General features: G+C 33.4%; 21 protein-coding genes. 8 read left to right on the forward strand and 13 right to left on the reverse strand.

Features of this window, described 5'->3' with window-relative positions:
- Positions 1-59: 59 nt before the first annotated feature.
- The 4 genes from ACNFIH_RS04775 to ACNFIH_RS04790 form a co-directional block, all read right to left on the reverse strand.
- Positions 60-956 (reverse strand): hypothetical protein, encoded by an 897-nt coding sequence (locus tag ACNFIH_RS04775; RefSeq protein ID WP_426485712.1) that lies wholly within the window; start codon positions 954-956, stop codon positions 60-62.
- Between the two features lie 156 nt (positions 957-1,112).
- On the reverse strand, positions 1,113-1,496 hold the full coding sequence (locus ACNFIH_RS04780) for a DUF3037 domain-containing protein (protein ID WP_426485713.1): 384 nt from the start codon (positions 1,494-1,496) through the stop codon (positions 1,113-1,115).
- Complete coding sequence (locus ACNFIH_RS04785; protein WP_426485714.1) at positions 1,486-2,268, reverse strand: HipA family kinase; 783 nt, start codon at positions 2,266-2,268, stop codon at positions 1,486-1,488. The genes ACNFIH_RS04780 and ACNFIH_RS04785 overlap by 11 nt, the downstream gene beginning before the upstream one ends.
- 190 nt (positions 2,269-2,458) lie before the next feature.
- Complete coding sequence (locus tag ACNFIH_RS04790) at positions 2,459-3,304, reverse strand: NAD(P)H-hydrate dehydratase (RefSeq protein ID WP_426485715.1); 846 nt, start codon at positions 3,302-3,304, stop codon at positions 2,459-2,461.
- Between the two features lie 236 nt (positions 3,305-3,540).
- Between ACNFIH_RS04790 and gcvT the strand changes: the two genes are divergently transcribed.
- From gcvT to ACNFIH_RS04810, 4 genes are all read left to right on the forward strand, one after another.
- Positions 3,541-4,623, forward strand: a complete 1,083-nt coding sequence (gene gcvT / locus ACNFIH_RS04795; RefSeq protein WP_142449445.1) for a glycine cleavage system aminomethyltransferase GcvT — start codon at positions 3,541-3,543, stop codon at positions 4,621-4,623.
- Positions 4,624-4,807: 184 nt separating this feature from the next.
- The gene (locus ACNFIH_RS04800) at positions 4,808-6,838 is read left to right on the forward strand and encodes a carboxy terminal-processing peptidase (protein ID WP_426485716.1); all 2,031 of its coding nucleotides are present in this window, start codon (positions 4,808-4,810) and stop codon (positions 6,836-6,838) included.
- A 141-nt stretch (positions 6,839-6,979) separates the two neighbouring features.
- Entirely contained in the window at positions 6,980-7,693 is a 714-nt protein-coding gene (locus ACNFIH_RS04805; protein WP_026729302.1) for a YebC/PmpR family DNA-binding transcriptional regulator, read from the forward strand.
- A gap of 141 nt (positions 7,694-7,834) precedes the next feature.
- A complete protein-coding gene (locus ACNFIH_RS04810; RefSeq protein WP_426485717.1) occupies positions 7,835-8,041 on the forward strand; it encodes a hypothetical protein in 207 nt (68 codons plus the stop codon).
- 65 nt (positions 8,042-8,106) lie between these two features.
- On the opposite strand, the gene ACNFIH_RS04815 is transcribed toward ACNFIH_RS04810, so the two are convergent.
- The 4 genes from ACNFIH_RS04815 to ACNFIH_RS04830 form a co-directional block, all read right to left on the reverse strand.
- Positions 8,107-9,027: a LamG domain-containing protein gene (locus ACNFIH_RS04815; protein ID WP_426485718.1), complete on the reverse strand. Its 921-nt coding sequence runs from the start codon at positions 9,025-9,027 to the stop codon at positions 8,107-8,109.
- A gap of 327 nt (positions 9,028-9,354) precedes the next feature.
- Positions 9,355-10,275 (reverse strand): LamG domain-containing protein, encoded by a 921-nt coding sequence (locus tag ACNFIH_RS04820; protein ID WP_426485719.1) that lies wholly within the window; start codon positions 10,273-10,275, stop codon positions 9,355-9,357.
- A gap of 391 nt (positions 10,276-10,666) precedes the next feature.
- Positions 10,667-11,707, reverse strand: a complete 1,041-nt coding sequence (locus ACNFIH_RS04825; protein ID WP_142449450.1) for a PLP-dependent cysteine synthase family protein — start codon at positions 11,705-11,707, stop codon at positions 10,667-10,669.
- A 69-nt stretch (positions 11,708-11,776) separates the two neighbouring features.
- Positions 11,777-13,837, reverse strand: coding sequence for a S9 family peptidase (locus ACNFIH_RS04830; RefSeq protein WP_426485720.1), 2,061 nt, complete (start codon positions 13,835-13,837; stop codon positions 11,777-11,779).
- Positions 13,838-13,981: 144 nt separating this feature from the next.
- Between ACNFIH_RS04830 and ACNFIH_RS04835 the strand changes: the two genes are divergently transcribed.
- Positions 13,982-14,302 (forward strand): YbaB/EbfC family nucleoid-associated protein, encoded by a 321-nt coding sequence (locus ACNFIH_RS04835; protein ID WP_035648504.1) that lies wholly within the window; start codon positions 13,982-13,984, stop codon positions 14,300-14,302.
- 137 nt (positions 14,303-14,439) lie between these two features.
- On the opposite strand, the gene ACNFIH_RS04840 is transcribed toward ACNFIH_RS04835, so the two are convergent.
- The gene (locus ACNFIH_RS04840; RefSeq protein WP_426485721.1) at positions 14,440-15,459 is read right to left on the reverse strand and encodes a threonine aldolase family protein; all 1,020 of its coding nucleotides are present in this window, start codon (positions 15,457-15,459) and stop codon (positions 14,440-14,442) included.
- 376 nt (positions 15,460-15,835) lie between these two features.
- Between ACNFIH_RS04840 and prfB the strand changes: the two genes are divergently transcribed.
- From prfB to lpxD, 3 genes are all read left to right on the forward strand, one after another.
- Positions 15,836-16,934, forward strand: a protein-coding gene (prfB, locus tag ACNFIH_RS04845) for a peptide chain release factor 2 (RefSeq protein WP_426485722.1) whose coding sequence is annotated in 2 segments (ribosomal slippage) — positions 15,836-15,898 and positions 15,900-16,934 — 1,098 coding nt in all. Because the reading frame shifts where the segments join, the coding sequence is not laid out codon by codon here.
- A gap of 73 nt (positions 16,935-17,007) precedes the next feature.
- The gene (gene msrB / locus ACNFIH_RS04850; RefSeq protein WP_426485723.1) at positions 17,008-17,451 is read left to right on the forward strand and encodes a peptide-methionine (R)-S-oxide reductase MsrB; all 444 of its coding nucleotides are present in this window, start codon (positions 17,008-17,010) and stop codon (positions 17,449-17,451) included.
- Positions 17,452-17,793: 342 nt separating this feature from the next.
- A complete protein-coding gene (gene lpxD, locus ACNFIH_RS04855) occupies positions 17,794-18,792 on the forward strand; it encodes a UDP-3-O-(3-hydroxymyristoyl)glucosamine N-acyltransferase (RefSeq protein WP_426485724.1) in 999 nt (332 codons plus the stop codon).
- A 53-nt stretch (positions 18,793-18,845) separates the two neighbouring features.
- Here the strand turns inward: lpxD and ACNFIH_RS04860 are convergent, their stop codons facing one another.
- The 4 genes from ACNFIH_RS04860 to ACNFIH_RS04875 all read right to left on the reverse strand — a co-directional run bounded on the left by ACNFIH_RS04860 (position 18,846) and on the right by ACNFIH_RS04875 (position 20,490).
- Complete coding sequence (locus ACNFIH_RS04860) at positions 18,846-19,052, reverse strand: hypothetical protein (protein ID WP_426485725.1); 207 nt, start codon at positions 19,050-19,052, stop codon at positions 18,846-18,848.
- Between the two features lie 5 nt (positions 19,053-19,057).
- The gene (locus ACNFIH_RS04865; RefSeq protein ID WP_426485726.1) at positions 19,058-19,369 is read right to left on the reverse strand and encodes a DUF3817 domain-containing protein; all 312 of its coding nucleotides are present in this window, start codon (positions 19,367-19,369) and stop codon (positions 19,058-19,060) included.
- A gap of 2 nt (positions 19,370-19,371) precedes the next feature.
- The gene (locus ACNFIH_RS04870; RefSeq protein ID WP_426485727.1) at positions 19,372-19,830 is read right to left on the reverse strand and encodes a hypothetical protein; all 459 of its coding nucleotides are present in this window, start codon (positions 19,828-19,830) and stop codon (positions 19,372-19,374) included.
- Between the two features lie 69 nt (positions 19,831-19,899).
- Positions 19,900-20,490 carry a TetR/AcrR family transcriptional regulator gene (locus ACNFIH_RS04875; RefSeq protein ID WP_426485728.1) on the reverse strand — a complete coding sequence of 197 codons (591 nt, stop codon included), beginning with the start codon at positions 20,488-20,490 and terminating at the stop codon, positions 19,900-19,902.
- Between the last annotated feature and the right edge of the window lie 33 nt (positions 20,491-20,523).

Here is a 20,523-nt window from a genome sequence, read left to right on the forward strand (position 1 = left end):
TTTTTCTTTGCTACGCTGCGACTTTGCGAGATTATTTTTTAAAATTTACTTAAACCGATTTATTTGTATTCAAATAGTACCTTTTCATCTGTAAAATCTGTTGCTACGTTATCAGGGTTACTTGTAACGCAGCTGCCAGAAAGCAAAATTTCACTTATTCTTCCATATTTATCAAAATTTCTTTTGAAGCTAATTGTTTTATAAGATTTTTGAAATGGCGTTTTAGTAAAAACATTTTCAATTTTTATAATATTATTTGCACTACTTTTCCCTAATTTACTGTAAGCTAAAGGCTTGATCAATCCAATCTTATGCAATGGTGTTTCATAACCAAAATCACCCATTGGAATATAAGGTGAAGAATCATACGTATAATTAGTTACAACCACATCTCCATATTCAGTAGTTTTAGTCTGAGTAATATTTCCGTTAGTAATCGTAAAATCTATTTGCTTTTGTAAATAATATTTTCCAGTAGAGCCTGTCGTAATACTCTTAAAATAAGTTACTAATTTAAATAAATATCCATTTTCATAACTAATAACAGTTGAATCTCTATCGATACTTGTTATTTCTCCAGTAAGCTTTTTAAAAACTCGATTACCAATAATTGAAACAATGTTTTTGTCTTTCAATTTAATAGAAGTTTTTGCTTCTAAGTCGACATTTGACATATTATCTTCTAATAGATTTGTTTCAATCAGATCATCACTTACATACTTTATTTCTACTGCTCCATTTAATTTTATCCTACTTAAATCGTCGTATTGGTATTCTTGCTTGTCATTCATATAAGCTAAATTACTACTCGTAGGATAAGTAATTGAAACTAGTTTTTGATTTGCAGGATTAATTTCTTGTTCTTGCTCATCTTTAGGAGAATCTTCTGAAGAACAGGCCGTAGCTAACAAAATAATTAAAGCAAAAGGAAAAATAGTACTTTTTTGAAATTTCATTTTTGTAATAGTTTAAAAGTGTACAATAGATTATGGGGTTTTGTGACACAAACGTAAAAAAAATAAATAGCTTTAAAATACGGAAAGCCGTAAAGAGACAAACTTTACGGCTTTTTATTTTCAGAAAAACGATCTTTAACTATTAACTCAGAAAAACTAAAGTACCAACTCTTCAAACAAACGTTGAATCGTTTTCTCCAAATCCTGACACAAACCAGGATGAGGTCTAGATGTTTGTATAGCAGAACTTCTAATTGCCGTTAACCATCTAAAACGCTCCGGAATCTCAAATTCAGCAATTGGACCGCCATCTTTGGCTCCGTTTGCGATTTTTTCTAATGAAGTTAGATTGCACTCTAATTGTTCGATATCAAAATCGGCAGAAAGAGCTTGGATTCGCTCTTTATTTAAATGAAAAAGTACTTTTATAAACTTCGCTCTTTTGCAAAACAAAATGATTCCAATATTCAGGAATTCTTCGCGCTCTACCCTTGGCACAACACGAATCACAGCATATTCGTATAAGTGATTATCTTGCATTTTGAGCCTGATTTACAAATATTTCTGAATTCTCTAATCTTGTTTTTAAAAACTGCAAGTAAACGTTTCTCAATCCTTCCGGAGTTTCGTCTGCATCTTCCCATTGCAGCCAATCCAACGGAATCGTATTTACAATTTCTTCTAAAATTTCCGTCGTTAAAATCGCTTTAAATTCGGTATCAACTTCTTTTAAAAGTGAGGCCTGAGGCAATAAAACGTGATCTTTTATCAATGCAAAAGGACTTTTGGCATGTTGTTCCCAATTGTTCCAAGAATGATGAAAATACAAACATGCTCCATGATCAATCAGCCATAATTCTTTATGCCAGATCAACATATTGGTGTTTTTAAAAGTTCGGTCTACATTTGTGATATAAGCATCCAGCCAAACAATTTGCGAAGCTAATTTAGCATCAACAGTCGTTACAGCAGGATCGAAAGTTATTGCGCCAGATAAGAAATGAAGCGCCAGATTTAATCCCTGACTTCCTTGCAGTAAATCCTGAATTTCCTCGTCGGCTTCGGTTCTTCCGAAAGCTTCATCTAAGTTTGCGAATACTAATTCTGGTAATTGTAGTTTTAAAGCTTTTGCTATTTGTCCGCCAACTAATTCGGCTATAAGGGCTTTTACGCCGTGTCCGGCACCTCTAAATTTTAATACGTATTTAAAATCGTCATCGGCTTCTGCCAAAGCGGGTAAAGAACCACCTTCGCGCAGTGGCGTTATATATCGCATGACGTTTACCGTTCTGAGATCGAAGTTGTTTTTCATAGATACAAACTTAGTGATTTAACCGCAAAGAGCACAAAGGTTCACGCAAGGTTCGCAGAGTTTTTTAATCTCGCAAAGACGCAAAGTCGCAAAGTTTTTATATTCTTTGCGACTTTGCGTCTTTGCGAGCAATTCAGCAACATCATAAAAATCATAGCGTCCTTTGCGTGAACCTTTGCGCTCTTTGCGGTTAAGCTAAACTCAAAAAAGCTTTTCCTAAATATTTAATAATTGTTGAAGCTGTAAAAGATTCGTAACCTATTTTTGGTAAAGCTAAATCAGCCGTTAATCCATGAAGATAAACCCCTAATTTAGACGCATATTTAGGTTCGTAACCTTGTGCGAGCAAACTTGTCAGGATTCCAGTTAAAGTGTCGCCACTTCCCGCGGTTGCTAGCGCTGCGTTTCCGGTAGTATTTTCGTAAATTGAATTTCTGTTTATGATAAATGTCGGTGCACCTTTCATGACGACAATGACTTTGTATTTTTCTGAAAATGTTATTGTTTTCTGAAATTTCTCCGACTCCGAATTCCATTTACCAATTAAACGTTCTAATTCTTTAGGGTGAGGTGTCAGAATGGTGTCTTCGGGAACTAATTCTAACCAGGATAAATTTTCGGAAATAATGTTTAGCGCATCCGCATCTAAAACCAAAGGCATTTTATTAATTCTTAAAAATTCAAATAAGGCTTTTTGTGTTCCGAGCTCCTTTCCTATTCCGGGACCAATTCCGATGGCTTGCGGAATTAAAGGTAAATGAATATTGGTAATGAAATTTGTATTTTCATCCGTTACAGTCATCACTTCGGGAATTGAGATTTGAAGAATTTGATAACCGCATTTTGGGATAAAAGTCGTTACGAGTCCGCAACCCGATTTTAAACAGGATTTTGATGCTAAAACGGCTGCTCCCATTTTCCCATAACTTCCGGCAATAATCACGGCATGACCTTGTGTTCCTTTATGTGCTTTGGAATCTACAGGTTTGTATATTTTTAGAATTTCTTCTTTTGTGATTAAATACGGTGATTTCATCTGGCTTTATTTAATGAATTAAAGTTACGTAAAAAATCGAAATCACGAATTCTTCTTTTGAAACAGTCAGCCCTAGCCCTGATAGTAGCGACATCCTTTTTGTTTTTTCTTTAAAAACAAAAAGATATAGCGGATAGCAGGAAATAGCTCCTAATTATTGCGAAATTTATAATTTAAGACATTTAAATTCGATATTTTTTGAATAGATTTGCAAAACAATTTTATAAAACAACACAATGAAAAATACTGCGCTTACGCACATACATGAAGGTTTAGGAGCAAAAATGCTTCCTTTTGCTGGTTATAACATGCCTATTACTTATGAAGGAGTTAATGCTGAACATGAAACAGTTCGTAACGGTGTGGGCGTTTTTGACGTTTCGCATATGGGTGAATTTTTGTTAACAGGTCCAAATGCATTGGCTTTGATTCAGAAAGTAACTTCTAACGATGCATCAACTTTGACAATTGGAAGAGCACAATATTCTTGTCTTCCAAATAATGAAGGCGGAATTGTTGACGATTTGATTATTTATAAAATGAAAGAAGAAGAGTATTTACTTGTGGTAAATGCTTCGAACATTGATAAAGACTGGAACTGGATTTCTTCTCATAATGATTTAGGAGTTGACATGAAGAATCTTTCTGATGATTATTCTTTATTGGCGATTCAAGGACCAAAAGCGGTTGAAGCAATGCAATCATTAACTTCTGTTGATTTGTCTTCTATTGTTTATTATCATTTTGAAGTGGCTGATTTTGCAGGATTCAGCGATGTAATTATTTCTGCTACAGGATATACAGGTTCTGGAGGTTTTGAAATCTATTGCAAAAATGCAGATGCTGAAGCAATTTGGAACAAAGTTTTTGAAGCTGGAGCAGCTTTTGGAATTAAACCTATTGGTCTTGCTGCTCGTGATACTTTACGTCTGGAAATGGGATTCTGTCTTTACGGAAACGATATTAATGATACTACTTCTCCACTTGAAGCTGGTTTAGGATGGATTACGAAATTCACTAAAGATTTCACAAATTCTGAAGCGCTTAAAAAACAAAAAGAAGCTGGTGTTACAAGAAAACTAGTAGCTTTTGAAATGCAGGAACGCGCAGTGCCAAGACACGATTACGAAATTGTTGACGCTTCTGGCGAAGTTATTGGAATTGTAACTTCTGGAACTATGTCACCTTCTATGAATAAAGGAATTGGTTTAGGATATGTGACTGTTGCAAATAGTGCTATTGATAGCGATATTTTTATCAGAATCAGAAAAAATGATGTTGCCGCTAAAGTGGTAAAATTGCCTTTTTACAAAAAATAATTTTTGACTAAATAATACAGAAATGCATTGCGATATAAATTGCAATGCATTTTTTTTATGCCGAATTTTATTCATCAGATGTCATTCACAGATAAAATCTTTTAGTCATCGATATTCTTGAGAAATTACTGTCTTTTATCAAAAAATTACCGTAATTTTAATGTAACCGATGATTTACAGATTTATGAAAAGCCTATTATTAGTATTTCTGCTGACTTCAACTGTTCTATTTAGTCAAAATAGCACTCAGACATGCGAGATTTTAAATAAAATTAATGCGCTTGTCCAGAGTGAGCATATTCGCCCAAAACCTGTAAACGACAGCTTGTCGGTTTTTGTTTTTGATAACCTAATCAATGAATTAGATCCGTCACGAAACATCTTTTTTAAAACCGAATATGACGAAATGTCTAAAAAATATCGATTTAATTTAGACGATTTAATTCTGAACAACGACTGTAGTTTCTTAGACGATATTACTTCAAAATATAAAACCGGGCTTTTGAGAACGAAAGCGGTTTTAGAAAAAATTCAATCGGCCAATATTGATTATACCACAAAAGACACTATCCGATTTTACAAAAAAGCTTTTCCTTTTTATTTAAAAAAAGAAGATCTGGAAAAAGTATGGCTTAAAAAACTGCGTTATCAGATTTTGGATGAAATGGCCGAAAGCAGTGAAAATCTTGATTCTGTAAAAGCCAACTTCAAATCAATTGAAACGGCAACAAAACAGATGATTTTGTCGAATGAAATTTGCCGAATAAACACATTGTTAGAAAACAAAATCAAACAAGAAGAAAACCTTTATAATTATTTCTGCACTTATTTTGATCCGCATACGGCTTATTTCAGTGATGATTCAAAAACCAGTTTTGTGGCTTCATTGTCTAAAGAACATCTTTCATTGGGAATGAGCGTAAATCTGAATGAAAAAAATGAAATTATTATTGCAGAAATCGATCCAAACGGACCTGCATATCAAACGGGACTTATCAAAAAAGGCGATCAGATTATTTCTATATCGAACCAGAAAGAAACTTTAAAGGTTTCCTGTTCATCATTAGAATCGATTTCGACCATGATTTTATCAGAATCCAATAAAAGTATTACGCTTACGCTGAAACGAAACTCAGGAAAAAGCTTTGATGTTTATATTGAAAAACAAGTCATGAAAGATGAAGATAATTCGGTTTACAGTTTTATTATTGGCAAAGACAGTAAAATTGGCTACATCAAAATTCCTAGTTTTTATGCTGATTTAGACGAAAACAACCGAAAAGGCTGCGCTGATGATGTTGCCCGCGAGGTAATGAAACTTGAAAGAGACAATATACAAGGTCTAGTAATCGACTTGATTGACAACGGTGGCGGTTCGATGGAAGAAGCCATAAAATTAGCCGGAATGTTTATCGATTACGGTCCGATTTCAATTGTAATTGATAATAAAAAAGAGAAATCTGTAATAAACGATCCTTATAGAGGACTAATTTACAAAGGCCCAATCGTAATTCTTGTAAACAGCAATACGGCATCGGCAAGTGAATTTTTTGCTTCTATTCTGCAAGATTATAATCGCGCTCTTTTAATAGGAAGCACTACTCTTGGAAAAGCAACTATGCAGACTATTCTTTCTCTTGATGAGCAAAAAAATACAGACTTTTTAAAAATTACGATTAACAAATTTTATCGTGTTACAGGAAAAAGTCACCAATATGTTGGTGTAAAACCTGATGTGGTTCTTCCTGAATTTTATGAAGACGTTTATCAAAAAGAAAGTGATTTCCCAACCGCGATTAAAAACGACAGCATTGAACCTTTCTTAAAATACAAACCTTATGCAAAACGTCCGTTGATTGATAAATTAGCTAAAAATTCAGCGGCGCGACTGGCTGATAATTATTATTTTAACGACATCAAAAAAATAAACCAAAAAATTGATCAAATTGTAAATACGCCAAAAGCTGAACTTCCTATGACTTTAGATGCAGTTTTCAAGCAAAAAAAACTAGTCAATTCCCTTTGGAAAGAAATCAATACTTTCAATGACGAAAACAATCCGCTGGATGTTTACAATTCAACTGTAAATCAATTTTTGCTTGGGGTTTATCCTAACGACAAAACCGTAAATCAATATCAGATCGACAATTTAAAAACGAATCCGTATTTGAATGAAGCTGTAAATGTCATCAATGAATTTAATGCTTCGAAATAACTATTTTGTTTCAGGTTTCACGTTCTCATCTGAACTTGAAACCTGAAACGTGAAACTTAAAACATTAAAAAAAAGAATAGTATTGTTTTTGGAAAAATAAGGAATAACCGTATTTTTGCATCACAAAACTAATAATTAGAAATGGGAAGAGCGTTCGAATTTAGAAAAGGAAGAAAAATGAAACGTTGGTCAGCGATGGCCAAAACATTTACCAGAATTGGTAAAGATATCGTTATGGCTGTTAAAGAAGGCGGACCAAACCCAGATGCCAATTCTAGATTAAGAGCTGTAATACAAAACGCGAAAGCGGCTAACATGCCTAAGGACAATGTGGAGCGCGCGATTAAAAATGCAAGTAATAAAGATACTGCCAACTATAAAGAAATTCTTTTTGAAGGATATGCGCCTCACGGAATCGCAATCTTGATTGAAACAGCTTCTGACAATAATAATAGAACAGTAGCAAACATCCGTAGTTATTTCAACAAATGCAACGGAACAATGGGAACTCAGGGTTCAGTTGAATTTATGTTTGATCACACTTGCAATTTCAGAATTGCCAATAATGGTCTTGATGCTGAGGAATTAGAATTAGAATTAATTGATTTTGGTGCTGAAGAAGTTTTTGAAGACGAAGACGGAATCTTAATCTACGCTCCTTTTGGAAGTTTTGGTGCTTTACAAAAAGAATTAGAAAACAGAGGTTTAGAAATTTTATCTTCTGGTTTTGAGCGTATTCCTCAAATAACTAAAGAATTGACTGAAGCTCAAATCGCTGACGTTGAAAAACTAATCGAAAAAATCGAAGAAGATGATGACGTTATGAACGTTTATCATACAATGAAAGAAGAATAGTTTTTTACTCAAAAAAATATCAAAGCTCTGGATTTTTTCAGAGCTTTTTTGTTTGTAATGATTTTAAACTAGAACCAATATTTCCAAAAAACATTTTAACCATTATATTTGCAACACCTCAAACAAAAAAATAATATAAAAATGCAAACATCAAAATACACAAAAATAGCGGTAATTACACTTGTGCTTTTGTTTTTAGTTCTAAGCGTTATAAGCTGCAGTACTCATGTACATACAGGCCCGGGTCCGGCACCAACAGGTAAAAAAGTACCGCCAGGACAAGCAAAAAAAATGAATGGAGACAAAAGCGCAAAAGCTTATGCTCCAGGACAACAGAAAAAACACTAATAAAAAAAGCCTTCTGAAATTTCAGAAGGCTTTTTTTATTTGACTTTGCTATAAAGTGAAACGTATTATTTTTTATTTGTTATTTTCAATAAGTAGGTTCCTTCTGGTAAATCACCAATGTTAGAAGCATTACTTCCAGTTAATTTTCTTCCTTGAGAAAAAACCTCAACAGTTTTAGTTGTAGTTGTAGCGGTATTAGCATCTGTTGAAGTCGTTACTACAGGCGTTGTTGGTTTTGAAGGTGCAACAGTTTTTGCAGGTGGAGCAGCAACTGCAACTTTTTTCACTCCACTCGAAACCGGAGCAGTTTCAGCGACACGACCAGCGACTGGTTTTGAGCTATTATAAGATTCCAATACCTGCTCATCAGTCATGGCAACATTATATATTTTAAGATCGTCTATATCAGCGTTAATAGTAGTTGTTCCATTTATTTGGCCTAATCTAAGAATATAACCTTTCGTTGCTCGTGCAATTCCTGTTGCTGATTTTATCAATTCTCCGTTACGATATAATTTAGAATTATTACCATCATAGGTCATACTATATTGATACCAAACTTCTTTTTGAAGAGGCACAGAAACAATAACATTATTAGCATCACCCCACCCAACAAGGCTTACATCTGAATTTCCTGAAACTGCAGGTTGCTGCAATAATCCGAAAAATTGAGAATTTGTTGGAGTTCCGTACCCCAAGATATAATTTGCTGAAGCAACCGTATTAAATTTCACCCAGAAAGATATAGTTCTCGGCTTATTTTCCTGAGGAAGTTCCCCTACTACACCTTGCAAAAATTTATTAGTAAGTCGTTGAGCTGCTTTTGGAGTTCCTGCTCTATCGGCAACAAAATTTGGAGTACCTAATAATGAAATAGTATTGTCCGTACTATTTAAATTTCCATTAAATGTGAATTCCTGAACAGGATTTTGGGCATTAGTAGTCAAAAAAGTTACAAACATTAACGTAAGTAATAATCTTTTCATATTTAATATTTTAAGGGGGATTTAGGGTATCTCTTAACTATTTTAAAGTATTCTGTTATTTCAAAAATTTTGTTAAAAATATAATTTTAATTCAACGTTACCAAAAACATCGTGTGGAAAAATAAGATATTCTTATTAAAATTATAAACATAAAAATTAGCCAGCATTTCTTTTCAGAATTTGTAAAAACATTTTTACAAAACAACTTTAAAAAAAGCCCTCTGAGATACAGAAGGCTTTTTTCCACTATCCAAAATAAATTGCTCACTAAACAACATGATAAAAAAAACTAAAAACTAACTAACTATTTCTATTAACCAAATTTCTTTACTTTGATGTGATTTTTTTTGATGGTGCATTTGTAATTTTCAACAAATAAGTACCTTCTGGTAAATCACTAATACTCATGGAATTATTTCCAATGATTTTTTGTCCTTGTGAATAAACTTCAACATTTTTATCTCCATTTACATCACTATTTGCAATAATTGCATTTGACGGCGCCGCTTTAACAGCAACTTTAGTTTTTCCAGTAGCCGTTTTGGCTGGGACAACTTTGGGCGTTGCAGCTTCTGCAACAATAGCAACTATAGGTTTAGATTCATCATAAAGCGCAGCAACTTGTTCATCTGTCATTGCAACATTGTAGATTTTCAAATCATCTATATCAGCATTAATGCCTACGGTAGTATTTATTTCTCCAAGTCTAAAAATATTGCCTTTCGTAGAACGCTCAATTCCAGTTACGGATTTCAACATTACTCCGTCACGGTAGATTTTAGATATTTTTCCATCAAATGTAATGACATAATGGTACCAAGTCGCTTTTGCTAACGGAGTAGAAACAATTACATCATTGCTTGCTCCCCATCCTGCCATACTTAAATCCGAATTTGAAGAAGACGTACCTTGCTGCAATAATCCATAATATTGTGCATTATAAGCTGTACCATATCCCAAAATATAATTTGCTTTAGAGATGTCATTCAGTTTTACCCAAACGCTAATTGTTCTTGCTGAATTATTTTGAGGCAAATCATCAATAACAGCTTCCATAGCTTTGTTATTTAGTCGCTGAGCGCCATTAAGATTTCCCATACGATCAGAAACGAAATTATTCGCTCCCATGAAAGTAATTGTATTTTGAGTATTGTTTAAGGTTCCGTTGAAGTTAAACTCCTGAATAGGATTCTGCGCAGTAGCATTCAAATAACTTACAAACATTAAAGAGAGTAGTAATTTTTTCATAGCGATAGATTTAGGGTTATTAAAAAACATTGTGTCATTTTAACACTGCTAAACTATATTTTTATGTTTTTCAGCAGAAATTTTTTCGATAACTAACCTAAATAATCGTTTAAATAACAAAAATTGATGATTTTAAACGGTTAATTGTATTTATTTATACTCTTAACAATAATATTAATTTTTTAAATTTACTTCAATCAAACACAAAGTTTCTTACGTATAAATACGGTATTTACAATAATTAAGCAATTATAATCATTAGCCTCAAAAGACATAATTTGACTTATAAACTTATAATTTATGGTTTATGAAAATTATACACTTGAATTGCTCCCAAAAAAAAAGCTCCATCAATACGATGGAGCTTTATATTTAGAAAAGTATTCTTTAATTACTTTACAAATTCAATTTTTTGAACTTCTTCTTCATTGATACTATCAAAGAATCCTTGTTCGTTCATCCAGTCATCACTAAATACTTTACTCATGTAGCGAGAACCGTGATCTGGGAAAATAGCAATGATATTACTATCTTTAGTAAACTCACCTTCTTCAGCATATTGCTTAATCGCCTGCATTACTGCTCCAGAAGTATACCCAACAAACAATCCTTCTTTACGAGTGATCTCTCTTGCTGAATGCGCACTTTCTTCGTCAGTTACTTTCATGAATTTATCAATGATATCAAAATCTGTAGCTGATGGAATCAAGTTCTTACCTAAACCTTCTATACGATAAGGATAAATCTCTTTGTTGTCGAATTCTCTTGTTTCGTGGTATTTCTTTAATACCGAACCAAAAGCATCAACACCCAGAATTCTAATATTAGGATTTTGCTCTTTTAAGAATTTTGCAGTTCCAGAAATTGTTCCTCCTGTTCCGCTGCAAGCAATTAAGTGTGTGATTTTTCCTTTTGTCTGTTCCCAGATTTCAGGACCTGTAGTATTGTAGTGCGCATCAATATTCAGTTGATTGAAATATTGATTAATATAAACAGAACCTTTTGTTTCTTCGTGTAAGCGCTTGGCTACGTTGTAATAAGATCTTTCATCATCTGCTGAAACGTGCGCTGGGCAAACATAAACTTTTGCTCCAAGGCTTCTCAACATGTCAATCTTATCTTTAGATGATTTTGAACTTACTGCTAAAATACAGTTATATCCTTTAATAATGCTGACCATTGCTAAACTAAATCCTGTATTTCCTGACGTAGTTTCAATAATCGTATCACCTGGCGACAAAATTCCTTTTCTCTCAGCTTCTTCAATAATATATAACGCGATTCTATCTTTTGAGGAATGACCTGGATTAAAAGCTTCTACCTTTGCGTAGAAATTTCCTTCTAACTCTTCGGTGATTTTATTTAGCTTAATAAGTGGGGTGTTACCTATTAATTCTAAAACATTATTATAAGCATTTATTTCTTCTTTCATAAAAAAATAGTTAATCAAAGGTTTTTTTAAAACCCCTGATAGGTTGCAAATTTAACAAAATTTTTCTAATTAGCTTTTAATTTTCTCTAAATCTAATAAAAAACTAAATTCTTTTGCTAAGTCCTTCAAAGCCTCAAAACGTCCTGAAGCACCACCATGTCCGGCATCCATATTGGTGTCTAGAAACAAAAGGTTTTCGTTTGTTTTCATATTTCTCAATTTGGCTACCCATTTAGCAGGCTCCCAATATTGTACCTGCGAATCATGCAATCCTGTTGATACATACATATTTGGATAATTTTGCGCTTTTACATTATCATACGGTGAGTACGATAACATATAATCATAATACTTTTTATTGTTTGGGTTTCCCCATTCGTCGTATTCTCCTGTTGTTAACGGAATGGTATCATCTAACATTGTTGTTATGACATCTACAAAAGGAACCTGAGCAATTACTCCGTTGTATAATTCAGGAGCTTCATTTGTTATAACTCCCATTAAAAGCCCTCCTGCCGATCCGCCTTCTGCGTACAAATGTTTAGAAGATGTGTATTTCTCGTTTATTACAAATTTAGAGCAATCGATGAAATCTGTAAAGGTATTTTTCTTTTTTAACAGTTTTCCGTCTTCATACCATTGTCTTCCCAAGTCTTCTCCACCGCGTATATGAGCGATGGCATAAACAAATCCGCGGTCTAAGAGCGAAAGTCTTGTTGACGAGAAATAAGTATCCATCGTAATTCCGTAAGAGCCATATGCATACAATAAAAGCGGATTTTTGCCATTTTTCTCTAATCCTTTTCTATAAATCATCGAAATTGGCACTTTCACACCGTCTCTTGCAGTTGCCCAAACACGCTCTTCAATGTAATTTTCTTTATCAAATTTACCTCCTAAAACCTGTTGTTCTTTTAAGATCTCTTTAGTTTTAGTTTTCATATTAAAGTCAATTACAGACGATGGCGTTGCAAGTGACTGATAGCTGTAACGTAAAATATCGGTATCAAAATCAATATTTGTTGTCGTGTAAGCGTTGTAAGTTTCGCTTCCAAAAGGCAAATAATAATCTGGCTCGCCATTCCAAGGCATGATTCTAATATGATTTAAACCGTTTGAGCGTTCTTCAACAACTAAGTAGTTTTTAAAGATTTCGATATCTTCTAACAAAACATCTTCTCTGTGCGGAATAACATCTACCCAATTTCTCTTGCCTGTTTTATTTTCTGGCGTTTTCATCAGTTTAAAATTAGTCGCTTTGTCTTTATTGGTTAAAACATAAAACGAATCTTCAAAATGTGAAATACTATATTCTAATCCGCGAACTCGTGTCTGAAAGACTTCAAATTCTCCGTCAGGATTATCTGAATTCAAAATTCGGTATTCTGTCGTTAAAGTACTTCCCGAGCTGATTACAATGTATTTTTTAGACTTTTCTTTGTGTACAGAAACATTAAATGTATCATCTGTTTCATTATAAACTAAAACATCAGCTGCAGAATCTGTGTTTAATTTATGTCTGAAAATTTTATCTGCTCTTAAAGTAACTTCATCTTGTCTGGTATAAAACAATGTATTATTGTCGTTTGCCCAAACTGAACTTCCTGTGGCGTTTTCAATTTTGTCTGAAAGAATTTCTCCTGTTTCCAGATTCTTGACTTGAACTGTGTAAATTCTTCTTCCAACGATATCTACTCCAAAACTGGCAAACTTATTATCCGGACTAATGCTTAAGCCTCCTAATTTGAAATAAGCATGTCCTTTTGCCAATTCGTTGCAGTTGAACAAAATTTCTTCATCTGCCGAAAGGCTTGCTTTTTTTCTGGCAAAAATTGGATAATCCTGACCAGTTTCAAAACGTGTAATGTAGAAATAACCATTATAAAAATAAGGCACTGAAGAATCATCCTCCTTAATTCGGCTTTTCATTTCTTCATATAAAGATTCCTGCAAACCTTTAGTATGAGCGGTCATATTTTGATAGTAATCGTTTTCTTTATTCAGATAATCAATAACTTCTGGATTTTCACGGTCATTCAGCCAAAAATAATTATCAATTCTAGTCTCTTTATGTTTTTTAAGTTTCTTTGGAATTTCTGTGGCTTTTGGGGCCATTATATTGTTTTGCATTGATTGAGCATTTATTTTTAAATACGAAGTGGCAAAAGTACTACAATCAAAAGAGAACGAAAATTAATTTTTTCATAAAATATTCTATTGATTTACCATAGCAATATACTAATTTTGTCTGAAATAATTTAAAAAATCAAGAAAATGGATTTAATGGGAATGATGGGAAAACTTAAAGAAACCCAACAAAAAATTGAAGATACAAAAAAGCGCCTGGACACTGTTTTAATTGATGAACAAAGCGCTGACGGATTATTGAAAATTACAATTACAGCAAGCAGAAAAATAAAAACAATCTCTGTTGATGATTCGCTTTTAGAAGATAAAGAACAATTAGAAGATTATCTAATCGTAACATTAAACAAAGCAATTGAAAAAGCTACAAACATAAACGAAAGAGAACTTGACGCTGTAGCAAAAATGGATATGCCAATGATTCCTGGAATGGATAATCTTTTTAAATAAAGATTCTAAGATACTAAGGTTCTAAGTTGCTAAGTTTCATTACCAAATTAAAAAAAGACGCACAAATTGTGCGTCTTTTTTTTTAGCAATTCAAAAACCTTAGAATCTTAGTAACTTAGAACCTTAGTATCTTTTTTCTAAATTTTCGAGAAGATTTCCATTACATACGTATGCATCACTTCTTTATAATCTAAGTGCGTAACGATTCTTAATTTATTGTGACCTAACGAACTTATTAAAATATTTTTCTGTTTTAATTTTTCAATTAAAAGTGTATCGCTGTAACCTTCTGCCAATGAGAAAATAAGAATATTAGTTTCTACTGGTTCAACAGAAGCAATCCAGGATTTCGTGCTTAAAATTGCGCCGATTTCTTTCGCTCTTCTGTGATCTTCGGCTAATCTTTCGATATTGTTTGCCAAAGCATATAATCCGGCAGCAGCCAAATAACCAACTTGACGCATTCCGCCACCTAATATCTTTCTGATTCTTAATGCTCTATGAATATCAGCTTTACTTCCAAGAAGTACTGAACCAATTGGCGCACCTAATCCTTTTGACAAACACACCGAAATTGTATCGAAAATGGCTCCAAATTCCTTCGGATTCTGTCTTTTAGCAACTAATGCATTCCAAATTCTCGCTCCATCTAAATGGAATTTCAAATTATTAGCATCACATACTTTTTTGATTTCTCTTAAATCTTCCAGCTCATAACAAGCCCCGCCTCCTTTGTTTGTTGTATTTTCAACACAAACCAAGCTTGTTAACGGACTGTGATAAAATTCTGGGTCATTTATTGCTGCAGCGACTTGAGATGCATTGATCATTCCTCGATCACCATCTAACAAACAACATGAAACACCGCTGTTAAAAGAGACACCTCCTCCTTCATAATTGTAAACGTGTGCAAATTTATCGGCAATTAATTGTTCGCCAGGTTGCGTATGCAGTTTAATGGCGGTTTGGTTTGCCATAGTTCCAGACGGAAAAAAAAGTCCAGCTTCCATACCAAAAAATTCAGCTACTCTTGTTTCTAATTCGATAACCGTAGGATCCTGCTTGTATACATCGTCGCCAACTTGTGCGTTAAACATATATTGCAGCATTTCGTATGTAGGTTTAGTAATGGTATCGCTAACTAAATTTATTTCCATATAAAACTAATATCTTTTTTGGACAGCAAAATTACGTATTACTGTTTGTTATTAATCCCAAGTTTTAATAAATTTTAACTTGCTGATTACTTAGAACCAAATTAACGTAATATTTATAAAAAACATATAAAACTAGTATTAATAATTCAAAAATTGAATCCTAAGTTTAGAAACTATCTTATTTAACAAGAAATAGCATCTTTCAAAAAACAAAAAACAACGCGAAACAACTAAGCTTTAATCATTTACACACAAATGGTTGTATGTTAAATTTATTGCTGTATTCTAAAAACTAAATCTTATTTTTGTAAAACGAAATTACGCTAACAAATGAATGTAATTTCTGCAAAAAACAAATAAAACTACTTATTAATTTATGACAACAGCCGAACAAGTAAAAGGTATTGTGGAGCGCCTTGGTGCGTTGAGGAGGTATCTTTGACGTTGATGCCAAGCTAATCGAAATTGCAAACGAAGAAGAAAAGACTTTTGCGCCAGATTTTTGGAACAACCCGAAAGAAGCCGAAAACATCGTAAAAAATCTTCGAAACAAGAAAAAATGGATTGAAGATTATGATAAAGCCGTCGAACTTACAGATGAGCTTCAGCTTGCTTATGATTTTTATAAAGAAGGTGAACTTTCTGTAGAGGAATTAGACGAACAATACAGCGGTGCACAATCGCATATTGAAAACATCGAATTCAAAAACATGCTTTCTGACGAAGGTGATAGTTTGAGCGCAGTTGTTCAAATTACTGCCGGAGCCGGTGGAACGGAAAGTTGCGACTGGGCTGGAATGCTGATGCGTATGTACATGATGTGGGGCGAAAGCTATGGTTACAAAATCAAGGAACTTAACTGTCAGGAAGGCGACGTTGCCGGAATCAAAACCGTGACTTTAGAATTTGAAGGTGATTATTCTTTTGGTTATTTAAAAGGAGAAAATGGAGTTCATCGTTTGGTTCGAATTTCACCTTTTGATAGTAATGCCAAACGTCATACTTCATTCGTCTCAGTTTACGTTTATCCGCTTGTTGATGATAGTATTGAAATCGACATTAATCCTGCCGATATCGAAATTACGACTTCTCGTTCGAGTGGTGCCGGAGGTCAGAACGTAAATAAAGTTGAGACAAAAGTTCAGTTGGTTCATAAACCAACCGGAATTCAAATTCAGTGTTCTGAAACACGTTCGCAACAAGACAACAGACAGCGTGCCATGCAAATGCTTCGTTCTCAATTGTATGAAATTGAATTGAAAAAACAACAAGCACAGCGTGCCGATATTGAAGCCGGAAAAATGAAAATTGAATGGGGTTCGCAAATTCGTAACTACGTTATGCAACCTTATAAATTAGTAAAAGACGTTCGTACAGGCTACGAAACCAGCGATGTTGACGGTGTAATGAACGGAAATATAGACCCATTCCTTAAAGCATATTTAATGATGATGGGACAAAAGGAGGAAGAGTAAACAGTTACAGTTTTCAGTCACAGTAAAGTTGAAACCTGAAACTTGAAACAGCTTTAAACTAAAAAAACAAGTTATGATAAAATGGGCTGATGTAATTCATTTTACAAACAAAGGAAATCCTGCTCCAGATAAAAGAGTGGAAAAAACGGAAGAAGAATGGAAACAAATTCTGACGACAGAAGAATTTCAGGTTACTCGCTTAAAAGGAACCGAAAGATCTTTTAGTTCAGAATTATGCAGTTTATTTGATCCTGGAATATACGAATGTAAATGCTGCGGAACGGTTCTTTTTGATGCAAGCGAAAAATTTGAATCAGGAACGGGCTGGCCTTCTTTTACACAACCAATTAAAGAAAATTCAATTGGATATCATGCTGATAAATCATACGGGATGATTCGGGTTGAAGTTGTGTGCAATGTCTGTGATGCACATTTAGGGCATGTTTTCCCAGATGGACCGCCACCAAGCGGTTTGCGCTATTGCATAAATGCAGTTTCTCTTTCTAAAACTAAATAATAAAAACAGTAAGAAACGATTCCTTTTTAAAAGTGAATCGTTTTTTTTTGATATACGTGCCATTAACAAAAAAAATGTAAGTTAGTGCTTATCAATAAAAAATAACTTTTCTTATTCCTTCAAAAAAACTAACCACTTCGTTTTAAGCAATATAAACCAACATTTGTACTTGTCTTAAAATTAAAAAACCATCAAAATTTTAATATCTAAAGTGTTAATTTTGTAATATTTAAACTATTATTTTAAATATCTTTCAATAAACGCACTAATAATATTAGGTAATTAAAATGTAATTTATTTTATTTGGCAAAAATTAATCCCAAATACTATTAAATACATTAAATGAAATCCTATTCAATTCAAGAAATTAACGAAGTGATTAATGGCGTGATATACGGCTCAACTTCTCAAAGCATTAATGCAACCGAGCAACTGGAAAAGGCAACTACTTCGCAAATTTCATTTATTGGAAATAAAAAATATGAAAAACATTGGTCTGCATCAAATGCATCAATAGCAGTTGTAAATGAAGATATTTCGATCGAGCCTGGTGAAAATCGTGCTTTTATCAAAGTAAAAAATGCTGATTTGGCAATGTCTCAAATACTTGCCCTTTTTGCTCCTCCTGCACCAATATTTCGCAGCAATATTCACAAAACAGCCAACATCGATGAAACCGCAGTAATTGCTGAAGGCGCAAAAATTGGTGCTGGCTGTTATATTGGTCCAAAAGTAGAAATTGGCGCAAATGTTACTTTATATCCAAATGTTACGATTTTAGATGAATGCACTATTGGAAAAAATACCGTTATCTGGTCTGGAACAGTGGTTCGCGAGCGTTGTCATATTGGTAGTGACTGCATTATTCATCCAAATGCAACTATTGGTGCTGATGGTTTTGGATTTCGTCCCTGCAAAGAAAACGGGCTTGTAAAAATTCCACAAATTGGAAATGTTATTATTGGAAATGGTGTCGAAATTGGAGCAAATACCTGTGTTGACCGCGGAAAATTCAGTTCAACAGTTTTGGGAGACGGCTGTAAAATCGATAATTTAGTTCAAATTGGACATAATAGTAAATTAGGTAAATTCTGTATTATGGCTGGAAACAGTGGTTTGGCAGGTTCTGTAACTTTAGGAAACGGCGTTATCATTGGCGGAAGCGCATCAATAAAAGATCATACAAGTATTGGAGATGGTGCAGTAATTGGTGCCGGATCGGGTGTCACCGGAGACGTTCCTGCAGGAAAAACAATGTTGGGTTACCCTGCTGTTGAAGCCAGAGATGCTCTTAAACAATGGGCAATGCTAAAACGAATGGTTTGCGCTCCTAAAAAATAATTATACTTTGTTTTATATATAAAAACATCCGCTGCAACGGATGTTTTTTGTTTTTATAAAGCTTCACATTCAAAGCCAATCACTTTCATTAAAAAAATTACTTTTTCGATAATATCATCTTTACATTCAAATCTTAGAATATTATCGCAGTCTTCGAGATCAAAATTCCATTTAGAATTAGGAAATAATCTATTTAGTTTTGGTGTAACTTTCTTCACTTTCGAAATGCTGTCAACATTTGTCTTGAACACAAAAATCATAATTTTTACTGGTTTTGAATTTTACTTAAAATTTTAGAATCAATGTAAAAAGTACCAAACGGAATTATGCATGCCAAAAGTACTTTCCAGGTTGTCGTGGCAAATTTCCAGTTCTGCTCTACTCCAACACTCAATGTATTAAAAACAAAAAGTAAAAATAAAGCACCATGAATTGTTCCTACTGGCCGTGTTAAAAAAGGCATTTCAAAAATATATTTCATAGGCATTGCTATAAAAAGCAAAATCAGAAGTGAGGTTCCTTCAAGGAATCCAATAATTCGTAATCTTCCAGTATTTGTTTTCAGTAAATTTTTCATAATTATCTAAAATAAGGTCGGTTTGCAAGAGGAGAAAATGGCCACGGAATGGCAATAAAAATGATTAATAAGGCAAGAGAAAACCAAATAAGCATAGTTTTGAACTTTTGTTCATCAGAAAGTTTTCTTTTTGCCAGAGCCGAACCAATCGTTATCAAAACTATTGCAAGTAACATCAAAACAATATGAATGATTCCAAAAAATGAAGCATTTAAATTTTGAATCGCTTCATTAAAATTTTTCCAGAAATACTTCACAATCGGACTTTGCACATAAACCAAAATTCCAAAAATAAGCTGAATATGAGCAATTGTAGCCGTCCAGTGACGGATGAGGTTATCCTTTTTAGTAAAAGGAAGTTTTTGAGAATAACCTTTGTAAGCGATATAAATAGAATATAACAAGCTTACCAATACGAGCCATCTTATAAAAGAATGGCCTTCTAAAATAGTTTGATACATTGTTTTTTGATTAAGACAATGCAAATATATCCAAAAACATACTGATTAGTATGTTTTTGGAAAATAATTTTATTTCAAACCATTTAAATAACTTTTAAGTTCCTTTAAATAAACCAGATAAGAAGAATTATCGTTTTGAAGTTTTCCGAAATTTCGAATTCCCCAATAACCCGAAAGGATGAAAAAAGCAACTTGTTCACCCACAACATCTTTTCTAATCAAACCGGATTCTTTCCCTTTTTCAATTGAATTTATAATCGTTGCTTTCCATAAATCGACCAATTCTGCCAAAGCTTCACTAAACTTATTATTCCACGGCGTCATTTCCTGCGTAAGATTTCCAACTGGACACCCGTATTTTACTTGCAAAAAAGGATCTTCGAGCAATAAATATGAAATCATATTATAAAAATCTTCTGTAGGATTTTGAGAAGCTTCTGTAGGCTTTATAAAATGTTCCTGCATTGTAGGTTTTAGAATTTCTTCAATAATGGCAACTCCCATTTCATCTTTGGTTTTAAAATGGTAATAAAAAGCACCTTTTGTAACTTGAGTTGTCGCAATAATTTCATCTATACTTGTGGTTTGATAGCCTTTTGTATAGATCAATTCAAATGCTTTATGAAGAATGTTTAATCGGGTGTTTGCAGCTTTAGACATAAAAAATACTAATTAGTATGAAAAAACAAATTA

It is taken from the genome of Flavobacterium sp. 2 (genome assembly GCF_049949195.1).
In the GTDB taxonomy this organism is placed as follows: Bacteria; Bacteroidota; Bacteroidia; order Flavobacteriales; family Flavobacteriaceae; genus Flavobacterium.